Consider the following 19,523-nt stretch of genomic DNA (forward strand, 5'->3'; position numbering starts at 1 on the left):
AGACAGATGATCACGATTGAAAAAATTCTGTTTCTGAAACGCATTTCGATCTTCCGGAGTCTGAACAGCCAGGAACTTCGCATGATCGCCGAGGTCGTAAGCGAGGAAGAGTTCGCGGCCGGCGAAGTGCTGTTCCAGGAGGGCCGTCCCGGCGATTGCATGTATCTCGTGGTCGAGGGCCGGGTTGCCATTTACACCGGCGTCGCGCCGCAGACGAAGACGCTGGCGGTGTTCGAGTCGGGAGACTTTTTCGGGGAAATGGGCCTTTACGACGACAAGCCCCGTGCCGCGTCGGCGATGGCCCGCGATGCCGCCCGTCTGCTGGTGCTGAGGAAAAACGATTTCTGCGAGTTGATCTCGGAATACCCCGAGGTCGCGCTTGGGATCATGAAGGAGCTGAACCAGCGCCTGCGCGACACGAACCTGAAACTCCGCTCGTTCGAGGGCCAGATCCTCGACAAGACGACGAAACTATACTCGAGAGAGTATTTCACGGAATGCATGGCTACCGAGTTTCTGAAGGCGAAGAAGGAAGTGGTCGGCCTGTCGTTCATCGTCGCGAAATGTTCCGTTTCGGGAGAAAACGTGTATCTCGAGCAGTTGCTCGGAGAGATCGGCAGGGTGTTCGGCCTGCACCAGCGGCCCACGGACCTGTCGGCACGACTCGGAAACGCGAAAGCCGTGATCATGCTGTGCGAGGCGAACCGTGACGGGGCGGGGGCTTTTCTGCGCAGAGTCCGCAGGGATATCGACAAGTTCATCGTCGAGTTTCGCGAGTCGCGGGGGAGCGAAGCGGACGTCGCGTTCTTCACGTTCGTATTTCCCGAGGATTCGCAGGAACGCGAAGCCATGATCGCGCTGCTCGACCAATGCTGATTGCGGCCGGTCGATCGCGTCTCGGTGCCGCGCTCATCGTCTTCGCCGCCGGGCTCGCCCTCTATCTGCCGACCCTCCAACCCGGCATCGGCTGGTATAACGCCCCGGAGCTCGTCTGCGCTGCGCTCACGCTCGACGTGCCGCACTCGCCGGGATACCCCCTGTTCACCCGGCTCGCCTCGGCGGCGATCGCGCTGGTTCCCTGGGGCGACCCCGCCTGGCGCGTCAACCTGCTTTCAGCCGTCCTTGGCGCTGCGGCGGCTGGCGCGTGGACGGCATGGCTCGCGGGGTGGGGGATCCGCCGGAGGATCGCCGCATGCGCAGGCATCTGGCTGCTTCTCGTTCCGACTTTCTGGGAACAGGCCACGTCGTCTGAAGTATATACCCTCGAATGTTTCATTCTGGCCTCGTTCATGCTTATCGCCCAGGCGGCCCGCGAAGGCAGGGTCGGCTTCGGGAAAAGCCTGGCCACGGGGCTGCTTCTCGCCGCCGGGATCGGGCACAGGCCGACCTTCGCCCTTCTCGCCGCAGGCGCCCTCTTCACGCTCCAAGGGACTGGCTTGAGATCACGCCTCGACGCATCGTCCGGCGCTGGGATCGCCTGCGGGCTCCTGGTCGGCGCCATTCCGACCCTCGATCTCTTCGTCCGGCTGCAGAATGAAAACCGCATTCTCATCGATCCGATGATCGGACGCGGTCTCGACGGGTTCTGGAGGTTCTTTACCGGCGCCGATTACCGGAATGCGATCGGCGTCTTCGGGCCGGGCGAGCTTTTCGAACGGTTCAAAGGCTGGCTGTCCGTCGTCAGCGGCGCCGGAATCTGGATGCCGATCTTGGCCACGGCGGCCGTTCTTGCAAAAAATCGTGACTGGCGCATCATCGGGGCCTGTCTGTGGTTGACCGCGGTCAATACGGGGTTCGTGCTCAACTATAACGCGTTCGAAGCGCATACGATGCTTCTTCCCACGCTGATGGCGATCGGCGGTCTGGGAGCGTCCCTTCTCTCGCGCCACCAGGGCGGAAACGTGTCCAGCGTGATGCTGGCCGTGATGGTGGCGACCGGACTCGCCGTTCCCATCTCAGCGACGAGGATCGAAGGCCGTTCGCGCGATTCCGAGATCGTCACGAGGCGGATCGCGGCGCTCGTTCCGGAACGCTCCGTGCTGATGATGAACAACGATATCGAGTTCAGGCCGTTGTATTACCTCCGCCTGACCAGAAAGTTCAGACCCGATCTTGGCATTCGCCTCGTCGACGCGCTGACCGCGTCCGATGCGGCTGATCTCGAGCCCGAGGTCGCGCGGGGAGTTCTGTTCGGGTCCCTCATTTACCCGGCGAGCTCCGCAAGGGTTCTGGGCGAGCGATATATGGTCGAATCGTGGGGATACCTCCGGCGGATCAGAAATCCCGACGCGGCAGACTTCGCTGACGAGCTGCCGCCCACGTGGCGTCGACTCGAAATCGGATCGTCCGCATCGATCGCGGTCGATCCCGACGTGCAGGTTCTCCCTCTTGGCGGGCAGGCGGGGCGAATCGCCTCGAATACCCTTCTGCCAGGCGACGTGATCGTGTACCGATACATGATGCCGATCCGGGCAGGCTTCAATCCATGCCTGTTGAAGGCGGAACTCGTCGATGACGACGGCAGGGGATTCGCTGATGCCGGCGTGAAAACGGGGCACGACATTCACTTCCTTTCCATTGGAAATGCCCTGATGCAAAGCGGATATGCGCGTGCCTACGCTGTCGTTCAGCGGACGATCGTCGTGCCTGACCGAGTATGGGGCACGAACGTCCGGCTGACGATGTGCACCGTGAGTGTTGGCAACTTGCCCCTTGAAGGGTGGATTACGGATGTCCTGCCCGGAGCTCACCCCCTGAATGCGGAGGGTGCGACCGAGCTGTTCAGATTGCGTAACGGAATGGGCGGAGCCCCGCTGTTTTTCTCGGGGAGATCGGGTGGCATCGATGACGCACCGAGTTCCGGGCGTATCGTTGTCGCTGAATTTACCGCCCCCCCAAACATTCCTTGATTTCCCCTATCTCCCCGACTATAATGCATCAGCCTCGCATCTTATTGTTCGGGGAGTCTTTTTGCCACACGCATTTCTGCTGGAAGCAGGGTTCTGGGGGTTGCCCTACGGGACGCTGGCACGCGATCTCCGCGATGCTCCGGCGGCCGTTCTTGCCGTTTTCACACGGGAGCGCATCCAGGCTGGCCGCGCCAGGCTCTGGATAAGCGCGCATCGAGTCGGCATCCTCATCGACGGCATCCCCGAGTCCCAAACCGACCAGATGACCGAGATCCGCGGTCCCAAAGCGTCGGTCGCGTATGATTTCAACAGGCTTCCAACACCAGCCGCCCGCGGATTCGCATCAGCCCAGGGCGTCGAGCTCAAAGATCTCGTGGTTCGCGACGTCGACGGAGAAAAGTTCCTGTTCGCCCGCCGCGGGGATAAGGGGAGACCGTCCCTCGACATCATCCCGAAGCTCATTCCTGCGATCCTGGCGGCCCTCCCCTGGACGGGCAGACCGTGGAACGACGATGCGGCGTTTCCGCAGCCGCCGGCCTATGTCTGCGCTCTCGCCGACGAAAAGATCGTTTCCTGCTCGATCGACGGCGTCACGTCGGGAAGGGACACCGGTCTGCTGGAAGGCGGAGTGTTCCGCAAGATCGGCGTTCCGTCGGCTGTCGAGTATCCCGGCATCATGGCGGGACTCGGGCTGACCCAGCTCCCCGCCGACCGGCAGAAGCTCATGGATTCCCACTTCCAGTCGGTCGTCGAATCCGGCGCAACGGTGCGGAAGGAGCCGCGCATCCTCGAGCGTATCGCATTCGAAGTCGAGCGGCCCCAGCCCGTTGTCATCAACCTGAGGGACGACGCCTGGATCGAACTACCAGATCCGGTCTACATGCAGATTCTCGGGGAATCCCCCGCCTACCTGCCGACGGAATCGTCACGCGGAGGGCTGCTCCCGAAACTCATCGGGTTCGTCGAGAAGCGCAATCTCGCTTCGAACGAGGCCGACGTGCGCGCCCGCGATATCGAGCGACGAATGATGGCCGCCGCCGACGCCTGGGCTGCGGATCTCGCAAAGCCCCTCGACGAATGGGCGGCGGGGCTTCGCCAGCTGCCCCAGCCCTCCGGCAACGGAACGATGTACGACGCTGCCTTGAACGTGTCCAGGACGGCCCAGCAGCTGAGCAGGCTTCCTGGGCTTGCCGCCGAAATCCAGGAGTCGCAGGTCGACCGAGTCATTCTGCTGGCGATGTCGGAATACTGTTTCGCGATCGTCCGCAAATACCCCGAGCTCGCCGGAACGCTGATCGCCGTCGTCGCAGAGCGCAAGGGCGTCCCTCCCGAAACGGTCTCGATCGTCCGCGACACGGCCGGGTTCTGGGCCGGACGCGACGTGATGCCCACCGACCGCATCGCGATCGTCTGCTCTCTGGCCGGCATGCTGGCCAGACTGCGTGAACTGCCGGCCGATGGAAACAGGGAGGCGATTGCGGACAGGATTCTGAACCTGCTCGTCTCAAATAATATATGTGTTGATATTATACAGGCCGCCGGAGTCTCCGACGTCGCCGCCGCAAGAACGTTCTGGCTGGAGGCTCTCACACGGAAAATGCAGCGCGAGGGCATCGACAGGCGGAAGTTCGACTGGCTGATTCCCGAGGGCCCGATCGATCCCGTTTCGATCCTGACGGCCGCCCGCTCCTGGAAAGACGGCGTTCCCGCAGATGCGGATCAGCTCAAATCCCTGCTCGGCAGGCTCCAGCAGAGGCTCGCGCTCGCCGGCACCTCCGAGCTTCCCCTGCCGCCCGAGACGCCGCCGGAAAAGGCCCTGCACGCGAAGCTCGAGCTCCTCGAGCATCCGTCCTGCCTCTCATACGTCGATCTGTTCGAACACCTCGCCGGCGCGAGAATCCACGCCGAAGCATGCCTCATGGATCTTCCCACCGCTCTCGATCTCTCCCGGCCGGATATCGGCCGTCGCGTCGCCCTGCTCAGACGATATGCCTGCCAGCTTCGTCGCCTGCCGTTCATCGGCGGCGCGCAGAAACAGCAGACATCGGCGGCGGCAGGAGGTGCCGCATGACTCGGACGCTTCCGCCCGCCGGCTTCCGGAGTTTCGTCGTCTCGGTCCCGTCGCGGCCCGGGAACAGGCCTTGGCTCGTAAACGTAAACTCGCTCGCGCACGCGCGTGAGATGTCCCTGTCAACATCCCAGGAGGAATATATCGCATGATCGCTTCTGAAGACCATCCCAACACCCCAGCAACTCCTCCCGCCGGCGGCGCAGGACGCGACGGAATCAAGGGCACGTATCCGTTGCTGCCTCTGCGCGACGTGGTCGTGTTTCCGTATATGGTGGTCCCGCTGTTCGTCGGCCGCAAGAAATCGATCCGCTCGATCGAGGAAGCGATGATGAAGGACCGCAAGATCATCCTCTGCGCGCAGAAAGTCGCGAAGACCGACGATCCGAGCGTCGAGGACCTGTACACCACGGGGACCGTCGCCGAAATTCTTCAACTCCTCAAGCTGCCCGACGGCATTCTCAAGATTCTCGTCGAAGGGACGACCCGTGTGAAGATCGACAGGTTCACCAAGGACGACGACTGCTTCGAGGTCGAAGCGGCGGAAGTCGTCATCGCCGACGAGAAGACGGTCGAGCTGCAGGCGCTCATGCGGAACGTGATCAGCCTGTTCGAGCAGTATGTGAAGCTGAACAAGAAGATCCCCCTCGAAGTCATCATGGTCGCCAACAACGTCGAGGAGCCGGGACGGCTTGCCGACATCATCACGGCCCACCTCCAGCTCAAGGTCGAAGAGAAGCAGGAGATCCTTGAGGCGTTCGAGCCCCGCGCCCGCCTCGAGAAGATCGCCACGATCCTCAACCGCGAGCTCGAGATCATGATGGTCGAAAAGAAGATCCGCGGCCAGGTTCGCAAGCAGATGGAGCAGATCCAGAAGGAATACTACCTGCGCGAGCAGATGAAGGCGATCCAGAAAGAGCTCGGCGAGGGCGAGGAGCGCGGAGACGAGCTCGAGGAGTTGAAGGAGGCGATCGCGAAGGCGAAGATGCCCGAAGACGCCCGAACGAAGGCGGACAAAGAGCTGAACAAGCTGATGAAGATGCCGCCGGGCTCCGCCGAGGCGACCGTTTCCCGCAACTACATCGACTGGCTCGTTTCGCTGCCCTGGTCCAAGCAATCGAAGGACCGCATCGACATCGAGAAGTGCGAGGCCATTCTCAACGAGGACCACTTCGGCCTCAAGAAGGTCAAAGAGCGGATCATCGAGTATCTGGCGGTATGCAAGCTGAAGAAATCGATCAAGGGCCCGATCCTTTGCCTGATCGGCCCTCCCGGCGTCGGCAAGACCTCGCTCGGCCGCTCGATCGCCCGCGCGCTCAACCGCAAGTTCGCCCGCATCTCGCTCGGCGGCATGCGCGACGAGGCCGAGATTCGCGGCCACCGGCGCACCTACATCGGCGCCCTTCCCGGCCGTATCATTCAGGCTCTGCGTGACACCGGCACCCGGAACCCCGTCATCCTGCTCGACGAAATCGACAAGATGGGAATGGACTTCCGCGGCGACCCGAGTTCGGCTCTTCTCGAGGTGCTCGACCCCGAGCAGAACCATGCGTTTTCCGACCATTTCATCGCCACGCCGTTCGACGTGTCAAAAGTGCTCTTCCTCACGACGGCGAACGTTCCACACACCATCCCGCCGGCGCTGAAGGATCGCCTCGAGATCGTATATCTTCCCGGATACACCGAAGAGGAAAAAGTCCAGATCGCGAAGAAATACCTGGTTCCCAAGCAGCTCGAATCGAACGGCATCGACAAGTACGATATCACGATCCAAGATTCGGCCATCATCGAGGTCATCCGGAAATACACCCGGGAAGCCGGCGTCCGGAGTCTCGAGCGTGAGCTTGCCGCCGTCGGCCGGAAAGTGGCGCGCAATATCATCGTGAAGCTCCAGAAGTCCGACATCAAGACCAACACGGATGACAGCGATGAAAAGGATGCTCAGGCTGAAGCGGCTTCCGACGCGAAACAGGCGAAGGAGTCGAAGGAGTCGAAGGAGCCCCGCGAAGGGAAGAACGGCGGCGAGGCGAAGGGGGCGAAAATGACCGAAGCCGAACTCGCCGCGCGTGCCGCGATCGGCCCGATCGTCGTCACGGCCGCGAGCATCGAGTCGTATCTCGGCGTTCCCACCTTCCACATCGACAAAAAGGAAGAGAAGGACGAGATCGGCGTCGTCACGGGCCTTGCCTGGACCGAAGTCGGCGGAACGATCCTGCCGATCGAAGTCGCGGTGATGCCCGGCCGCGGGAAGATCATCCTCACCGGCTCGCTCGGCAACGTCATGAAGGAGTCCGTCCACGCGGGCATCTCGTATCTGCGAAGCCACGCGCCCGAACTGAAGATGCGCCCGATCGACTACGAGAAGATCGATCTGCACGTTCACTTCCCCGAGGGCGGCGTTCCGAAGGACGGTCCGTCCGCCGGCATAGCAATAGCGACCGCTATCTACTCCGCGCTGAACGAAGTGCCGGTGAGCAAGGACGTCGCGATGACGGGTGAAATCACCCTGCGCGGAAAGGTGCTTCCGGTCGGCGGAATCAAGGAAAAACTCCTCGCGGCGCACAGACATAATATTCACAATATTATCCTGTCGGCCGAAAACGAGAAGGACCTGACAGAGATTCCCGAGGAAATCCGGAACGTCATGAACATCACCCGCGTGAAGGATGCGTCGGAAGTCCTCAAGCTCGCTCTGACCGGCGAGCCCAAGACCACGCCGCTCGAGTTTCCCGACTGGCCGTTCGGGGGCCCCTCGGGCAGGAAAAAGCGGCTGAAGGACCTCGGTCGCGAGAAGCACGAGAAGGCCATCAACAAAACACGCAAGAAGCGGAGCGCAAGGGTATGACCGTCAAAGTCACTTCCGCCGTTTTCAACGCATGCGTGACGAGCAAGGATGCGTTGCCGACGGACGGCCTGCCTGTCATCGCCCTCGTCGGCCGGAGCAACGTCGGCAAATCGTCGCTCATCAACAATCTTGCCGGCCGCCGAGAGCTCGCGAAAACGAGTTCGACCCCCGGAAAAACCCTCACCATCAACTTCTACCAGTTCAACGAGGCGTTTTATATCGTCGATCTTCCCGGCTACGGCTACGCGAAAGCTTCGAAGATCACGAGAGAACGCATCCAGAAGATGATGGACGAGTTTTTCGAGGCTTGCCCGACGCTCAAGGCCGTCGTGCAAATCATCGATCTGAGGCACTCGCCGAGTTCGCTCGACAAGCAGATGTTCAAGTGGATCCAGGATCAGAACTTCAACTACCTTGCCATTCTCAACAAGGCGGACAAGCTTTCGACCCAGCAACAGATCCGCATGTTCCGCCAGATCATGCGCGACCTCCACACCGACGGCCCCGGCATCGTCTTTTCCGCCCAGACCGGACAGGGAAAGGACGACGTCCTCGAGGCATTCGTCCGGCTTGCGGCGGGCGAGGAGATTCAGCGATCCGTCTCGAAACCGCGCCGCGCCGAACGACAGGGCGACGGCGGCCGGCGCGGCCGGCGTGACCGTAGACCCGGCCAGGCCGATTCCCAGAAGCCCCCTTCCCCCGATGCTCCGCAAGCGGAACAGGCACAACCACCCGCCGCCGGCGATCAACAGCCCCCGCAGGGACAAGGTCAGGGCCGGCAGCGTCCGCAGGGAGGAGGGCAGGGGCCCCTGGGCCCGCGTCGTGAAGGCCAACATCAGCAGGGGCACCAGCGACGACGAGATCGGAACCGCAGAAATGCAGGTCAGAAAACCGAGGGGCGGGATAAAGCCCCGCAACGTCCGAACGATTTGAAACCTGAGGGAGGAGAATCAAAATGAGCAGGATGACGACCGCAACAGCCGCCCTGGCAGTATTGGCACTCGTAGGATTATTTCAGCCGTCCGGTGCGTTCGCCGCACCAACGGCGTTGCTCGAGGCTTCTCGCCTGGTGACGGCGGCTGACGGGTTGGCCGACACCGCGCCCGACGAAGCCGGGAAGATGTATCGCAAGGCGTTTCAGACTGCCCTTTCGCTGACCACGCCCGCGTCCGGAAAGCGCCAGCGGGAAGAGGCGCTCGCCCTCGCCACCCGCTGCATTCACCCCGACCTTTTCGAGGAACTCCGGATCGCGATCGACACGTATCTGTCCCTGTATCCCCACGGTCGCCATGCATGCGACGTCCAGATGCGCAAGGCGCTGATCGAATATGCCGACGGGAACGCCGCCGAAGCCGAAGCCGCCCTTGCAGCCGCGAAATCCCTCGCGAGAGGCTCGAAGCGCGCAAAGCTCGAATCCCTCCAGTTCGACGGCCACCTGACGGCCCACATGTACCGGTCTGCCGAAACGGCCCTCACCGAGATGCCGACACGGAATCGCACGATCCGCCGCGACAAGAAGCGGTTCAAGAAGGGTTCCGAACTCGTCGCCGAGGCGCTCAGCCAGGTTCGTGACGGCAAATTGACCGGCGACAGCGCCATTCGCGCGCTCGAAGAAGCCATCGAAGGCGGGTATTTCGGCGCGGCCGCTCCCGCCGCGGAGCTGGAACTCTCGGCGGCGCTCGACCGGAAACAGCCGGCATACCACCGCTGCGAAGTGAGCTTCATGAACCTGGTGCGCGAGCACCGCCATCACCTTGCACCGAACCAGCGGCTCGAACGGATGGCTGCGTTCCTGAGCGATTATCCGCAGGCCGACGAGGAACTTCGCGGTCGGGCAATGTTCCAGGCCGCGACCGTGTGCCGCTACGAGCTGAGAGACCCGGCCCGCGCGGCCACGTTCATGGAGCAGCTCCAGTCGCTCGAAACCTGGAAAGAGCGCGTCGCCGTCGAGCGGCTTCTCGACATCCTGACCCCTGAAAATCTCGACAAGGCCGAGTTCCGTTCCGCCGTCCGCGCCCTCGTCATCGATCACGCGACGTCGTTCCCCTATGACAACGGCGTTCTGCCGGTCGTGACCATGGAAGCGCTCACGGAACTCGACGCTCTCAGCGCGACCCTCACCGAAGCGAAGTCGGATCTCGGCTCGCTTCTCGAGACGTTCACCAGCACCCTCACCGTCCGCGGCATCCCGATGCAGGCGATCTACCTCGCCGCGTGCGACAACCGCATGCGCGCCTGGGAAACGATCGAAAACGCCGGAAAAGCCGTCGCCGAGCGCGAGAAAAAAATGATGAACGATATTCTTCGGCCGTTCTTCCTGATGACGTCGCCTACGGACAGGCTGCTGATCTCGGCTCTCGCTCTGTATGAGCGGTTCCCGATCAAGGCCATCGACACGCTGCTGGTCTATCTGACCCGGCGGCCCGATTCCCTCAAGTCTCAGCATGCGCTGGCTCTGCTGGCCGATCTGTATAAGCAACACGGCGATTATATCGAAGCGCAGTCCGTCTGGAGCACCCTCCGAAAGTTCTACCCAAAATCGCTCTGGACCAAATAACTCGGGAGTAACTCATGAATCGGTTTCTTTCCTTGACGGCGATGCTCGTCGCCCTGTCTGTAACCCTGCATGCGGAAGGTCTGTTCGAATACAACGGCTTGTTCCCTTCCGACAGGCCCGCCGAGGCCGCGATCAGCAACTACATGCTGATCGACAAGCCCCGCCAGATCGAGTTCGAAGTCATCGACCGTCAGGGGAAACCGTGCCAGACCGTGAAGGTCGTCGAGATCGTCCTGACGTCCGACACCTCCATCCAGAAGAAATCCGACGCGGGACTGAAAACGGTCGACCTCCCCGAACCGGGAATCTACGAAGTGAAAGTGCGTCCCTCGGCCGATGCGCCGGGAGAAATTGGCTTCACCCTCCGGGTGAAGGATACGGGAAAGTCGCCGCAGGTCACGGATACTGCCTCGTCGACGCAGGCGCCAGTCCCGGCACCCCAGGCTTTGCAGCAGGCAACCGCTCCGTCGGAAACGTATCTTCCGCTCCCGGTCGCGACGCAGACTCCGATAGAGCCGCCTTCCGTCTCCGTACCGGCGGCGGTCGGTCCGGTTCCGGCCGATTCAACCGGTCCCGTCATGCTCATGCCCTCGGGAAACGGGTATGCGGATCCCTTCAAGCCGATCGAACTGCGCTTCGGAGCGGACATTCCCGAGGGAACCCCGCTCGAGGCATGTATGCAGGTTTTCGTGCTCGATGCGAAGGGCGTTGAACAAACGGCGCAGGGGCAGTGTTTCCCGGCAGGCACCCGGGGCGTCCGATTCATCCCGGCCGGTCTCATCAACGGCGCGGTGTACCACGTGCGCGCCATCGATCCGCAGTCGCGCCGGCGCCTGGCCGACTTTTCCTTCCCGACCTTTCCGGAAGTTCGCCTGACGATGGCCCGCGGCGATGCAGGCGACGTGCGCCTCGAGATCACCTGGTCTCCGCTCAGCGGACTGATGCCGAGCGCGGAAGGCCAGGTCATCCGTCTCGATATGACCGAGCTTGCCGTCCAGTCGTCGGCAGGCGACATCATCACCTTCGCGATGAAGCCCGATCTGCCTCCGTTCGGAAACGTGAACGGTATCGAATACCGCGCCCAGCCCTGGCGGTTCACGATGACCATTCCCCCCGAACATCTTCAGGGCGCGACCCAGTTGATGGCATCCCTGCGGGTTCCGCTGGCGGGCTCGGAAAAGCCGGTCGACGTCGTGAAGTCCACGCTCGCGTTCGCCGGCCCGACCCAGACGGCGGCATTCGGGTCGTCGGTTCAGCCGGTCATCCCGGAAACGCCGATCGTTGCCTCGGCTTCGGCCGGTGACCCGCCCGTCGCGTCTCTTCCCGAGGTCGACATCGCGACCCTGACGGGGCCGGCCGACCAGGCGGCGCAGGCAAGCCCGGCGATCGACGTTCCTGCTCCGGCGGCCGCTTCCCAGGCGTTCGAATCGACTCTTCCCGCTCCCGAAGTTCTTTCCATCCCGCCGGTCGTTCCGTGTGAAGATCCGGGAGCATCGGCAACGCTGACGATCCTGAAAAAGTTTGTGGTTGGAGAGGGCGGCCCCAACGATGCGTTCAGCTGGCCGAAAGGAATGACATGGGCTGAGGACGGGACCCTCTGGGTCGTCGACAGTCAGAACCGCCGGCTCTTGCGGTTCATCGACGACGGCCGCCTGATCACCGCGCTTGGAAAGAAGGGGAAGGGGCCCGGAATGCTTGGCCTGCCCATCGACATCTCCGTCGCCACCTCCGGGATCGTCGTGTCCGATACGGCGGCCCATACCGTTCATCTGTTCGATGCCGACGGAACCTTTATCCGCGCGATCGGAACCTGGGGCACAAAGACGGGGCAGCTCGACCTGCCGCACGGCGTCTTCATCGACGGCGACCAGGTCTGGGTGACGGACCGCGGCAACACGAAGATCCTCCGGTTCGGCCTCGACGGCGTCTATCGAGGAGGCTTCGGAAAGAAGGGCGAGCTCGACGGCTACATCACCGAGCCCGTCAGCGTTCGAATAGCGAATGATATTGTTTGGGTGCTCGAAGGCAAGAATGGCCGAGTCCAGAAGTTTTCCCGAGACGGGAAAGCCCTCGGCTCTTTCCCGACCTCCTCAAAAGATCCCGTCGCGCTCGAGATCGACCCCTGGGGCTATATCTGGGTCGCCGACGGGGAAGGCCACCGTATCATGCGTTTCGACCAGGCGGGGCGACTTCTGCTAAGAATCCAGCCCCCTGCCGGCGGACGGCAGTGGATTCCGACGTCCGTTGCGGTGCGACGTGACGGAATGATTGCCGTCGGTGACGGCGAGGACCGGTCGGTGCACCTCTACCGACTCACGAAGCCCTGAGTCGATGCGCCCCGAGGCAAATACAATGTATCGGAAGATGCCGGCGAACACGCTCCTCGTGTGGGCTCTCATTTTCTTCCAGGCGGTGATCTGTTTCGGTCAGACCGCAACCGGTACCGTCCAGGCGGAATGGCATGTCGCATCGTTTTCCGGAGGGGTGACGATCGAACGGTCGAGCCGCTCGACCGAGGCGATGTCGGAGAGCCGGAACGCGCCGATATGGATCGGCGAAAAGGTCGATACCCGGGAAACCGGTCAGGCCAGGATCGACGGGCCGGACGGGCACCAGATCAGACTCCGCGAGCGGACGAAGATTCGGCGTGCCGACGTTTCCGCCTGGGAGGTCGAGTCCGGCCTGGCCGGCTTCCGGTTCGAACAGACGGCCGGTGAGCCTCCTCTAAACCTCGTTCTGTCGCCATGGGCGAAGGTCGAGTTCAGATCGGGCATCGTCATCGTGAAGGTCGCCCCGTATCTTACACGCGTGGCCGTCCTCAAGGGAACGGCCGAGGTAACGGGGCAGGGGGGCCTGACGCGCACGCTCGGGCCGAAGCAGGAATGCGCCGCCGTCCCCTCGGCCATCTCATCCGTCTACGAAGCCACCGACGATCTCTACTTCGCCTGGTATTGGGACAAACCCTGAGACGAAACACCCAGGGCGCGTTTCACACAGCGCCCCTCCGTTGGCAATCGAGCGTTTCAGTGCGTAGGAGCGGGGTTGAAACCCGCTCTGTCGCAACAATGCGAAGCATGTTCAATTGAACACGTCGGGGAAAACGTGGATGTTGCGTCGTTTCAGCACGTCGTTTTCATACGTGTCGGCGATGAGATGAATCTCCCAGCGGCCGCTTCGCGGGCTGATCGATTCGCGGATGCTTCCCGAGTAGGTGTTGGGGATGCTTTCGTAATAGACGAAATTGCTGGAGCTGTCCAGAAGCCGCATGAAGTATTTCACGACGCCCACGCCGGGAAGCGGATCGTAATAGATCGCGGCCTGCTGACCGTCATACTCGAGGCGGGGCGTTCCCGAGAAGTTGTTCGAAAGCGTCCAGGAGAGATTTTCGACGAGAAGGGCGTTCGTCTCGCCGTTCCTGGTGTATTTTAACGTATAATTTCCGATATTGAACGAGTTCAGGCCGCCGACGAGGGTGGTCTCGTATCGCATGAGGTAGTTGTTCAGACGAAGCGTGTCGGAAATGCGGGTGCCTTGGGCGTTTTCGATCCAGCCGCCCGTGACACCGTCGCCGCCCGCGTAGGCGAACATGCCGTCACGGTCGTTGGCGCCCTCCTGGGTGATGCGCACGGGAACGATGCCACCCCTGAAGGGCCCGGTGGAGGCGGAACCTCCGCCGTTCCCCCCGCACCCGGAAGCCGCGACGACCGATACCAGAACGAATATCAGGAAAAGCCGTTTCATATCGTATTGCACGATAGCACATTTCCGAAATCCGGTGTAGGGGCGCTTCGCGAAGCGGCCGTACTTGACATGTGGGAATGCTGCCGATAGCATCTTAGCCCATGCGCATTCTTCATTCCCTCGAAGGTCACACCTGGAGCGGCGGGCAACAGCAGGCGCTTCTTCTGGCAATGGGCCAGGCCGCGCGAGGTCACGACGTCCTCCTGATGTGCCAGCGAGGAAGCGAGCTCGAACGGCGAGCCTCCTCACACGGCGTGCGACTTCGCCCCCATGACTACCGCGGCGAACTCAACCCCGTGTCCATCGCCGGACTTGCAAATGCGTTCAGGGAATTCCGACCCGACGTGGTGAACGTCCACCGCGCCTGGGCCCATACCCAGTGGGCGCTCGTGGCGCTTGTGCATCGGTTCCGCGGCCTGATCGTCACCCGCAGAGTGCTCTTCAGGCCCGATTTCAATCCTGTCAGCCTCGTGAAATATCGGACCCCGGCCGTCCGAGGCTACATCGCCGTCAGCAGGGCCGTCGCGGACCGCCTGAAAGAGATCGGGGTGGAGGAGCGCCGGATCCGCGTCGTGTATTCGGCGACCGATACGAACCGGTTCAGTCCGGCTTCGCGCGAGCCTCTGTCCGGCCCGTGGCCCGTTCCGGAACACGCTCCCGTCGGCCTCTTGGTGGGAAATTACCATCGCAACAAGGGCCACGACCTCCTGCTGGGGGCGTTCCCGAAAGCCGCGGAAGGCTGGCCCGCCCTCCATCTCGTCATCGCCGGAAACGGCACCGATTCGGGGCCGCTGCCGGCGAAACTGGAGGGACACCCCCTGCGTGAACGTATACATATACTTGGCTATAGAAACGACGTGCCGGCGCTGATCTCCCGCTCGACCTTCACCGTCAACGCCTCCTACGAGGAAGGATTTTCGGGGACCGTCCGCGAGTCACTCTCGATGGGCGTTCCCGTCCTCGCCTCGGATATCCCGGCGAACCGCGAGATGAACGAACTCGTTCCGATCAGCCTCTTCGAAAGCGGAAACGAAGCCGATCTCGCACGCGGCATCCTCTCCATGAACGTGCGGGAGCGGCCGGAGGAACGCCTGAGACGTCGGGAAGCGGCCGTCGACTTTTTCTCCCGGGACTCCATGGTCGATGCGACGCTCCGCGCCTATCGCGATCTCGGCATCCCGGCCTCATGAACCGATCCGTTCCCGTCCTGTATTATCATCGCGTCGGCGCCCCGGACCCGATCCATCTCAGCGTTCCGACTCCCTTGTTCGCAGCGCAGATGGCCTATCTCGCACGGCACGGCTGGAAAACGCTCACGATGCGCCAGTTGATCGATCATGTGACGGGAATTGCGCCGGCGCCACGGAAGTCACTCGCGATCACCTTCGACGACGGGTTTCGCGACAACCTCACGGAAGCGATGCCGATCCTCAAACAACACGGTCTGCGGGCGACCGTGTTCGCCGTCGGATCCCTCGTGAGGCCCGATTCGTCCCCTCCCGCTCGGGAACATCGCCCGTTCACGACGGCTCACACGGCGGCCCGGAGGGGAGACCTCGGCGATTTCCTTTCGGAGGCCGAACTCGACCTGCTCCTGGAAAACGGAATCGAGACACATTCGCACGGCTGGGAGCACTCACAGGCCTTCTGCGGCTCCCGAATCACCGGCTTCTATCCGCGAACGGACGACCACTGGGCGATTCCTCCTGCCTGGCGTGGAGTCCCCGACGTTTCGGATCTTCCCGTGTTTCCCAGAAAACCCGGTCTTGTTGTGAATGCCTGGGTTCCGAACAAGGAGCGGTTCAGGCGGCTTTTGGAAGCAGGAGATACGCATATGACGATCGGAAGCGAGCTCGAATCCGGGTTTTTCGAGATCGAAACGGATGCCCAGCGTGAACGGCGCGTGCGAGACGATCTCTCGAAATCGAGGCAACGGTTCGAACGTTGGCATGAGTCCGGTTGCGACGTCTTCTGCTGGCCCTGGGGGGCCCACGACGAGTTGACGCGGCGGGTCGCCCGCGAGGTCGGCTACCGGGGGGCGCTCGCGACATCGACGGGGGCGAACGCGGTCGGAATAGACCCCTTCGCGATTCACCGCTTTCCCGTGAAAAAAAGCGGACTGGCGCGGTTCGTCGTCGGTTTGTGGCTGAGAGCGCATCCCGTTGCGAGCCGTGTGTACGGGTTTCTGCGGGGACGCGTCTGAATCTTGTGATATAATGGAAACATGATTCTCCATCCAGACGAGATCATCAAGAAAGCGCAGAAATGCCTGAAGGAAGGCCGGAATCCGGCGAGCGCCCTGTCTGCGATCGGCATGGCCTATTTCGAAAAGGGCCTTCTCGACAAGGCGATTTTCTATTACCAGAAGGCCCTCGAGCGCGACCAGGCCTTCGCGCCTGCCTATGCCGGCCTCGGCATCGTCTACGGGAAAAAAGGCCTCGTGACCGAATCGGTCTACAACCTGAAGGAGGCCATCCGCCTCTCTCCCGACTGCGCCCTGCTGTACAACTGGCTCGGCGACGCATACTTCGACCTCGGCCGAACCGAGGACGCGATCAGGGAATACGGCAAGGCCACCGAGCTCGACTCCCTCGACTCGAACGCCCACAACGACCTCGCCGACGCCTACCGGCGGAAGGGAGATTTCGCCCAGGCCCTCGATTATTATCAGAAGACTCTCGAGATCGATCCGTCCGACACGAACGCCATCCTCGAAAAGGCCCAGGTGCTCCTGCATCTCGACCGGCGCGACGAGGCACGCGCTCTGCTGCTCGACATGGTCGCCCGGTTCCCCGAGTCGGAAGACACCAAAACGGCGAAAGTCGTTCTGGGCGCGCTTTTTACACAGGAAGGCGATTACATCTCCGCCCGCGACTACCTCGTCCAGGCCGCTAAAGACTACCCGTTCAACCCGACGATCCAGTTCCATCTCGGTCTCTGCGATCTGATCCTCGACGAACCGGAAGCGGCGAAGGCGCATCTTCAGCGCACGGTCGATCTCGATCCCGCGAACGTCCGCGTCGTCAAGCTGGTCCAGCAGCTCAGGAAACGTTCCGTATGACGCGGACATCGATCGGCCGCACCGGCATGGTGCTCGTCGTGGTCGCCGTCGGCCTCATCTTCGTCACGATCTTTTTTGCCACGATGATCGGCCGCGTCAGACACGAAACGGGGCTCACCGCTCGCGCGTCGATCAACGAGCGCCTCTACCAGATCGCAACGGCGATCGGGAGGCTGACCGTCCGCAAGCTGCAGCGCGATTTCGAGACGTACGACAAGAAATCCGAAGAGAACATCATGGACATGGTGTTCAACGGCAAGAAAAAGATCAAGGACGTCTCATACGACGATGTGATCGGCGAACTCGACGTCGTGAAGCAGATCCGAGAGGAGTTCAAGTCACGCTGGGGGGAGCTCGACATCGCCGTGAAATACAGCGTCGAGATACCCGATAAAAACAATTTCTCTTCCTATATGGCGGGCCTCGAAAACTCCCCATTCGAGAGATATGGATATATATCAGCCGATGTCGTCGTCACCCACAGAAACCACCGGAAGCACTGCAAGATCAGCAAGCAGTTCCTGCTGACCCGCCTGTTCGCGGCGCCGTTCCACCGGTTCACCTTCTTCGTCAGCAACGCGGCCTCGATCGACCCCGACAAGCTCAACCGGCTGAAGGAGATCCACGACGACGGAACCGTCGTCGACGCCGATCCGCCGCTCCAGTTGTTCAACATGCGCATCACGGGGAACCAGTCCCTTCCGCGCGTCCAGTTCAATCCGGGGACCCCTCCGGTCGTCGAGACCGCCGATGACCTCAACCAGAACGGATGGGTGTATCTTGGCGGCTCCGGAAACAGCGGCGAAGGCATCACCCTGAAAATCATGTCCGGCTCCCAGGGAAAGATGCCCGACGACGCCTCCGATTCGAGCAACAAGAACAAATACGGCGAGTATTTTCATTGCTATTATACGGATCAGTCCCTCGGCTGGCGCGGATCCCAGATGTGGACCCAGTGGCTGGCTTCCCACGGCGTTCCCGAGGCGAACCCGCCGGTGATGAAGATCTGTTACGTCGATTACGGCTTTTTCAGCCATGTCGGCGGAAGCCCGCCCATCCCGATCGAAAATCTCGAGGCGCCGCCCATGTCGGGGCAAAACCTCTTCGCAGGCTTCAAAACCGACATCACGAAAGCCAGTGCCCTGCACCTCTTCGGCACCCCCGAACTCTGCACCCCGACCCTCGTCTTCGGAAAGGTAAAGCGCAAATATCTCCGCATCTGGGCCTTTCTCTTCGGAGGAAACGTCTGGCCGTTGAAATACATGTCTTCGGGGGAATATCTCGGTTTCGCATCGTCCATCAACACATGGATCGATACGCTTTCCGGCAACTACGATCAGTCGAAACAGGCCGTCAATACGATCCTCAGCCCGGATCCCGCCACGAACAAATCCGTTCTCGAATACGACCGATACAAGAACAGCCTGGCTCCGTCCTATCTTGTACCCTCTTCGGACCGCCCGATGTGCTACCTGGATGCACTCGTGAACCTTGCGAAACCACACACCGTCCAGGCCTGGAACAGCATCGAAGCGTTACAGCAGAACGACTATGTGCGGGACGGCCCGACGAAGCTCTGCGTTCCCGATTACGAGTTCAAATCCGATGAAAATCTGCACTACACGGGAAGAGTGAATGCGATCAAGGTCGATTCAAGATATTTCGACGCCCTCAAACAGCGAACGAGTTTTCTCATCACCCAGAAACCGGCAGGCAACGGCGTCCTTCCCCTCTCGAAATGCACCTTCTTCCAGGACGAGTTCATCGACACATCGACAAGCCTCCCGAACGGGAAGAAGGCCTGCTACCTGAACCAGATCATCGGGTTCGATTCTTCTGTCGAGATCGACGAGCCTCTGCTGATGCTGAAGGGCGGCATCATCTGGTCGAAGAAGGACATCATCATCTCGAAGCCGGTCATCAACCCGATGGTATATCCAGGCGTTTATAACATCAAGACGCCCGACAACTTCGGGTGGCTCACCCTCGTGGCCGGGGGAAACATCATCATCCGTACTGGCGGCTTCCCCAGCGGGGAGACGAAGGGATACCCCGAGCTTCACGCGTTCCTGGTCGCCTGCAACGGCGGTTCCGGCAAAGTGCTCACCGACAAGCCGGTCCACCTGATCGGCGGGGTTGCCGTCGACGACATGGCGCCCCTGATCGAAAAGGGCGGCATCATCGAATGGGGCTTCATGCGCGGGGAGCTCTGCGAGCGGTTCAATGCAAACGGCAAGAACGACATGACGAGCGAGGATTTCCACGGTCTCTCCATGGGCCCCATGGACGGGGAATACGTCTACGAACAATGAGAAAACTTTTGTCGCCGACGCGAGTATAAG

14 protein-coding genes are annotated in these 19,523 nt (G+C 61.7%); 13 read left to right on the top strand and 1 reads right to left on the bottom strand.

What is annotated here, in order from left to right; translation table 11 throughout:
* The first annotated feature begins 6 nt into the window (after positions 1–6).
* From PLU72_16450 to PLU72_16490, 9 genes are all read left to right on the top strand, one after another.
* Positions 7–876 carry a cyclic nucleotide-binding domain-containing protein gene (locus PLU72_16450; protein ID HOT29769.1) on the top strand — a complete coding sequence of 290 codons (870 nt, stop codon included), beginning with the start codon at positions 7–9 and terminating at the stop codon, positions 874–876.
* Complete coding sequence (locus PLU72_16455) at positions 870–2,909, top strand: DUF2723 domain-containing protein (protein HOT29770.1); 2,040 nt, start codon at positions 870–872, stop codon at positions 2,907–2,909. The genes PLU72_16450 and PLU72_16455 overlap by 7 nt, the downstream gene beginning before the upstream one ends.
* A gap of 61 nt (positions 2,910–2,970) precedes the next feature.
* Positions 2,971–4,980 (top strand): glycine--tRNA ligase subunit beta, encoded by a 2,010-nt coding sequence (locus tag PLU72_16460; GenBank protein HOT29771.1) that lies wholly within the window; start codon positions 2,971–2,973, stop codon positions 4,978–4,980.
* The gene (locus PLU72_16465) at positions 4,977–5,129 is read left to right on the top strand and encodes a hypothetical protein (GenBank protein ID HOT29772.1); all 153 of its coding nucleotides are present in this window, start codon (positions 4,977–4,979) and stop codon (positions 5,127–5,129) included. The genes PLU72_16460 and PLU72_16465 overlap by 4 nt, the downstream gene beginning before the upstream one ends.
* Entirely contained in the window at positions 5,126–7,822 is a 2,697-nt protein-coding gene (gene lon / locus PLU72_16470; GenBank protein HOT29773.1) for an endopeptidase La, read from the top strand. Before PLU72_16465 ends, lon begins: the two co-directional genes overlap by 4 nt.
* Entirely contained in the window at positions 7,819–8,781 is a 963-nt protein-coding gene (gene yihA, locus PLU72_16475; protein ID HOT29774.1) for a ribosome biogenesis GTP-binding protein YihA/YsxC, read from the top strand. Before lon ends, yihA begins: the two co-directional genes overlap by 4 nt.
* Positions 8,778–10,379 carry a hypothetical protein gene (locus tag PLU72_16480; protein HOT29775.1) on the top strand — a complete coding sequence of 534 codons (1,602 nt, stop codon included), beginning with the start codon at positions 8,778–8,780 and terminating at the stop codon, positions 10,377–10,379. Before yihA ends, PLU72_16480 begins: the two co-directional genes overlap by 4 nt.
* A 14-nt stretch (positions 10,380–10,393) precedes the next feature.
* Positions 10,394–12,706, top strand: a complete 2,313-nt coding sequence (locus tag PLU72_16485; protein HOT29776.1) for a 6-bladed beta-propeller — start codon at positions 10,394–10,396, stop codon at positions 12,704–12,706.
* A gap of 25 nt (positions 12,707–12,731) precedes the next feature.
* Positions 12,732–13,346, top strand: a complete 615-nt coding sequence (locus PLU72_16490; protein ID HOT29777.1) for a hypothetical protein — start codon at positions 12,732–12,734, stop codon at positions 13,344–13,346.
* A gap of 111 nt (positions 13,347–13,457) precedes the next feature.
* Here PLU72_16490 and PLU72_16495 read toward each other — a convergent pair whose 3' ends face one another.
* Positions 13,458–14,132 carry a hypothetical protein gene (locus PLU72_16495; protein ID HOT29778.1) on the bottom strand — a complete coding sequence of 225 codons (675 nt, stop codon included), beginning with the start codon at positions 14,130–14,132 and terminating at the stop codon, positions 13,458–13,460.
* Between the two features lie 89 nt (positions 14,133–14,221).
* On the opposite strand from PLU72_16495, the gene PLU72_16500 reads away from it, so the two are divergent.
* Genes PLU72_16500 through PLU72_16515 form a run of 4 tightly spaced genes read left to right on the top strand, consistent with a single transcriptional unit; the run spans position 14,222 to position 19,493 of the window.
* Complete coding sequence (locus PLU72_16500) at positions 14,222–15,310, top strand: glycosyltransferase family 4 protein (protein HOT29779.1); 1,089 nt, start codon at positions 14,222–14,224, stop codon at positions 15,308–15,310.
* Entirely contained in the window at positions 15,307–16,323 is a 1,017-nt protein-coding gene (locus PLU72_16505) for a polysaccharide deacetylase family protein (protein HOT29780.1), read from the top strand. The genes PLU72_16500 and PLU72_16505 overlap by 4 nt, the downstream gene beginning before the upstream one ends.
* A 21-nt stretch (positions 16,324–16,344) precedes the next feature.
* Positions 16,345–17,181 carry a tetratricopeptide repeat protein gene (locus PLU72_16510; GenBank protein HOT29781.1) on the top strand — a complete coding sequence of 279 codons (837 nt, stop codon included), beginning with the start codon at positions 16,345–16,347 and terminating at the stop codon, positions 17,179–17,181.
* Complete coding sequence (locus PLU72_16515; protein HOT29782.1) at positions 17,178–19,493, top strand: hypothetical protein; 2,316 nt, start codon at positions 17,178–17,180, stop codon at positions 19,491–19,493. Before PLU72_16510 ends, PLU72_16515 begins: the two co-directional genes overlap by 4 nt.
* The last annotated feature ends 30 nt before the right edge of the window (positions 19,494–19,523 follow it).

The organism is Candidatus Ozemobacteraceae bacterium (assembly GCA_035373905.1).
Lineage (GTDB): Bacteria > Muiribacteriota > Ozemobacteria > Ozemobacterales > Ozemobacteraceae > MWAR01.

Excerpts from the sequence above, each read along its gene's own strand:
- PLU72_16455 (HOT29770.1), top strand. The coding sequence starts at position 870 with ATGCTGATTGCGGCCGGTCGATCGCGTCTCGGTGCCGCGCTCATCGTC.
- PLU72_16465 (HOT29772.1), top strand. The coding sequence starts at position 4,977 with ATGACTCGGACGCTTCCGCCCGCCGGCTTCCGGAGTTTCGTCGTCTCG.
- PLU72_16490 (HOT29777.1), top strand. The coding sequence starts at position 12,732 with ATGTATCGGAAGATGCCGGCGAACACGCTCCTCGTGTGGGCTCTCATT.
- PLU72_16450 (HOT29769.1), top strand. The coding sequence starts at position 7 with ATGATCACGATTGAAAAAATTCTGTTTCTGAAACGCATTTCGATCTTC.
- PLU72_16485 (HOT29776.1), top strand. The coding sequence starts at position 10,394 with ATGAATCGGTTTCTTTCCTTGACGGCGATGCTCGTCGCCCTGTCTGTA.
- PLU72_16505 (HOT29780.1), top strand. The coding sequence starts at position 15,307 with ATGAACCGATCCGTTCCCGTCCTGTATTATCATCGCGTCGGCGCCCCG.
- PLU72_16515 (HOT29782.1), top strand. The coding sequence starts at position 17,178 with ATGACGCGGACATCGATCGGCCGCACCGGCATGGTGCTCGTCGTGGTC.
- yihA (HOT29774.1), top strand. The coding sequence starts at position 7,819 with ATGACCGTCAAAGTCACTTCCGCCGTTTTCAACGCATGCGTGACGAGC.
- lon (HOT29773.1), top strand. The coding sequence starts at position 5,126 with ATGATCGCTTCTGAAGACCATCCCAACACCCCAGCAACTCCTCCCGCC.
- PLU72_16500 (HOT29779.1), top strand. The coding sequence starts at position 14,222 with ATGCGCATTCTTCATTCCCTCGAAGGTCACACCTGGAGCGGCGGGCAA.
- PLU72_16510 (HOT29781.1), top strand. The coding sequence starts at position 16,345 with ATGATTCTCCATCCAGACGAGATCATCAAGAAAGCGCAGAAATGCCTG.
- PLU72_16480 (HOT29775.1), top strand. The coding sequence starts at position 8,778 with ATGAGCAGGATGACGACCGCAACAGCCGCCCTGGCAGTATTGGCACTC.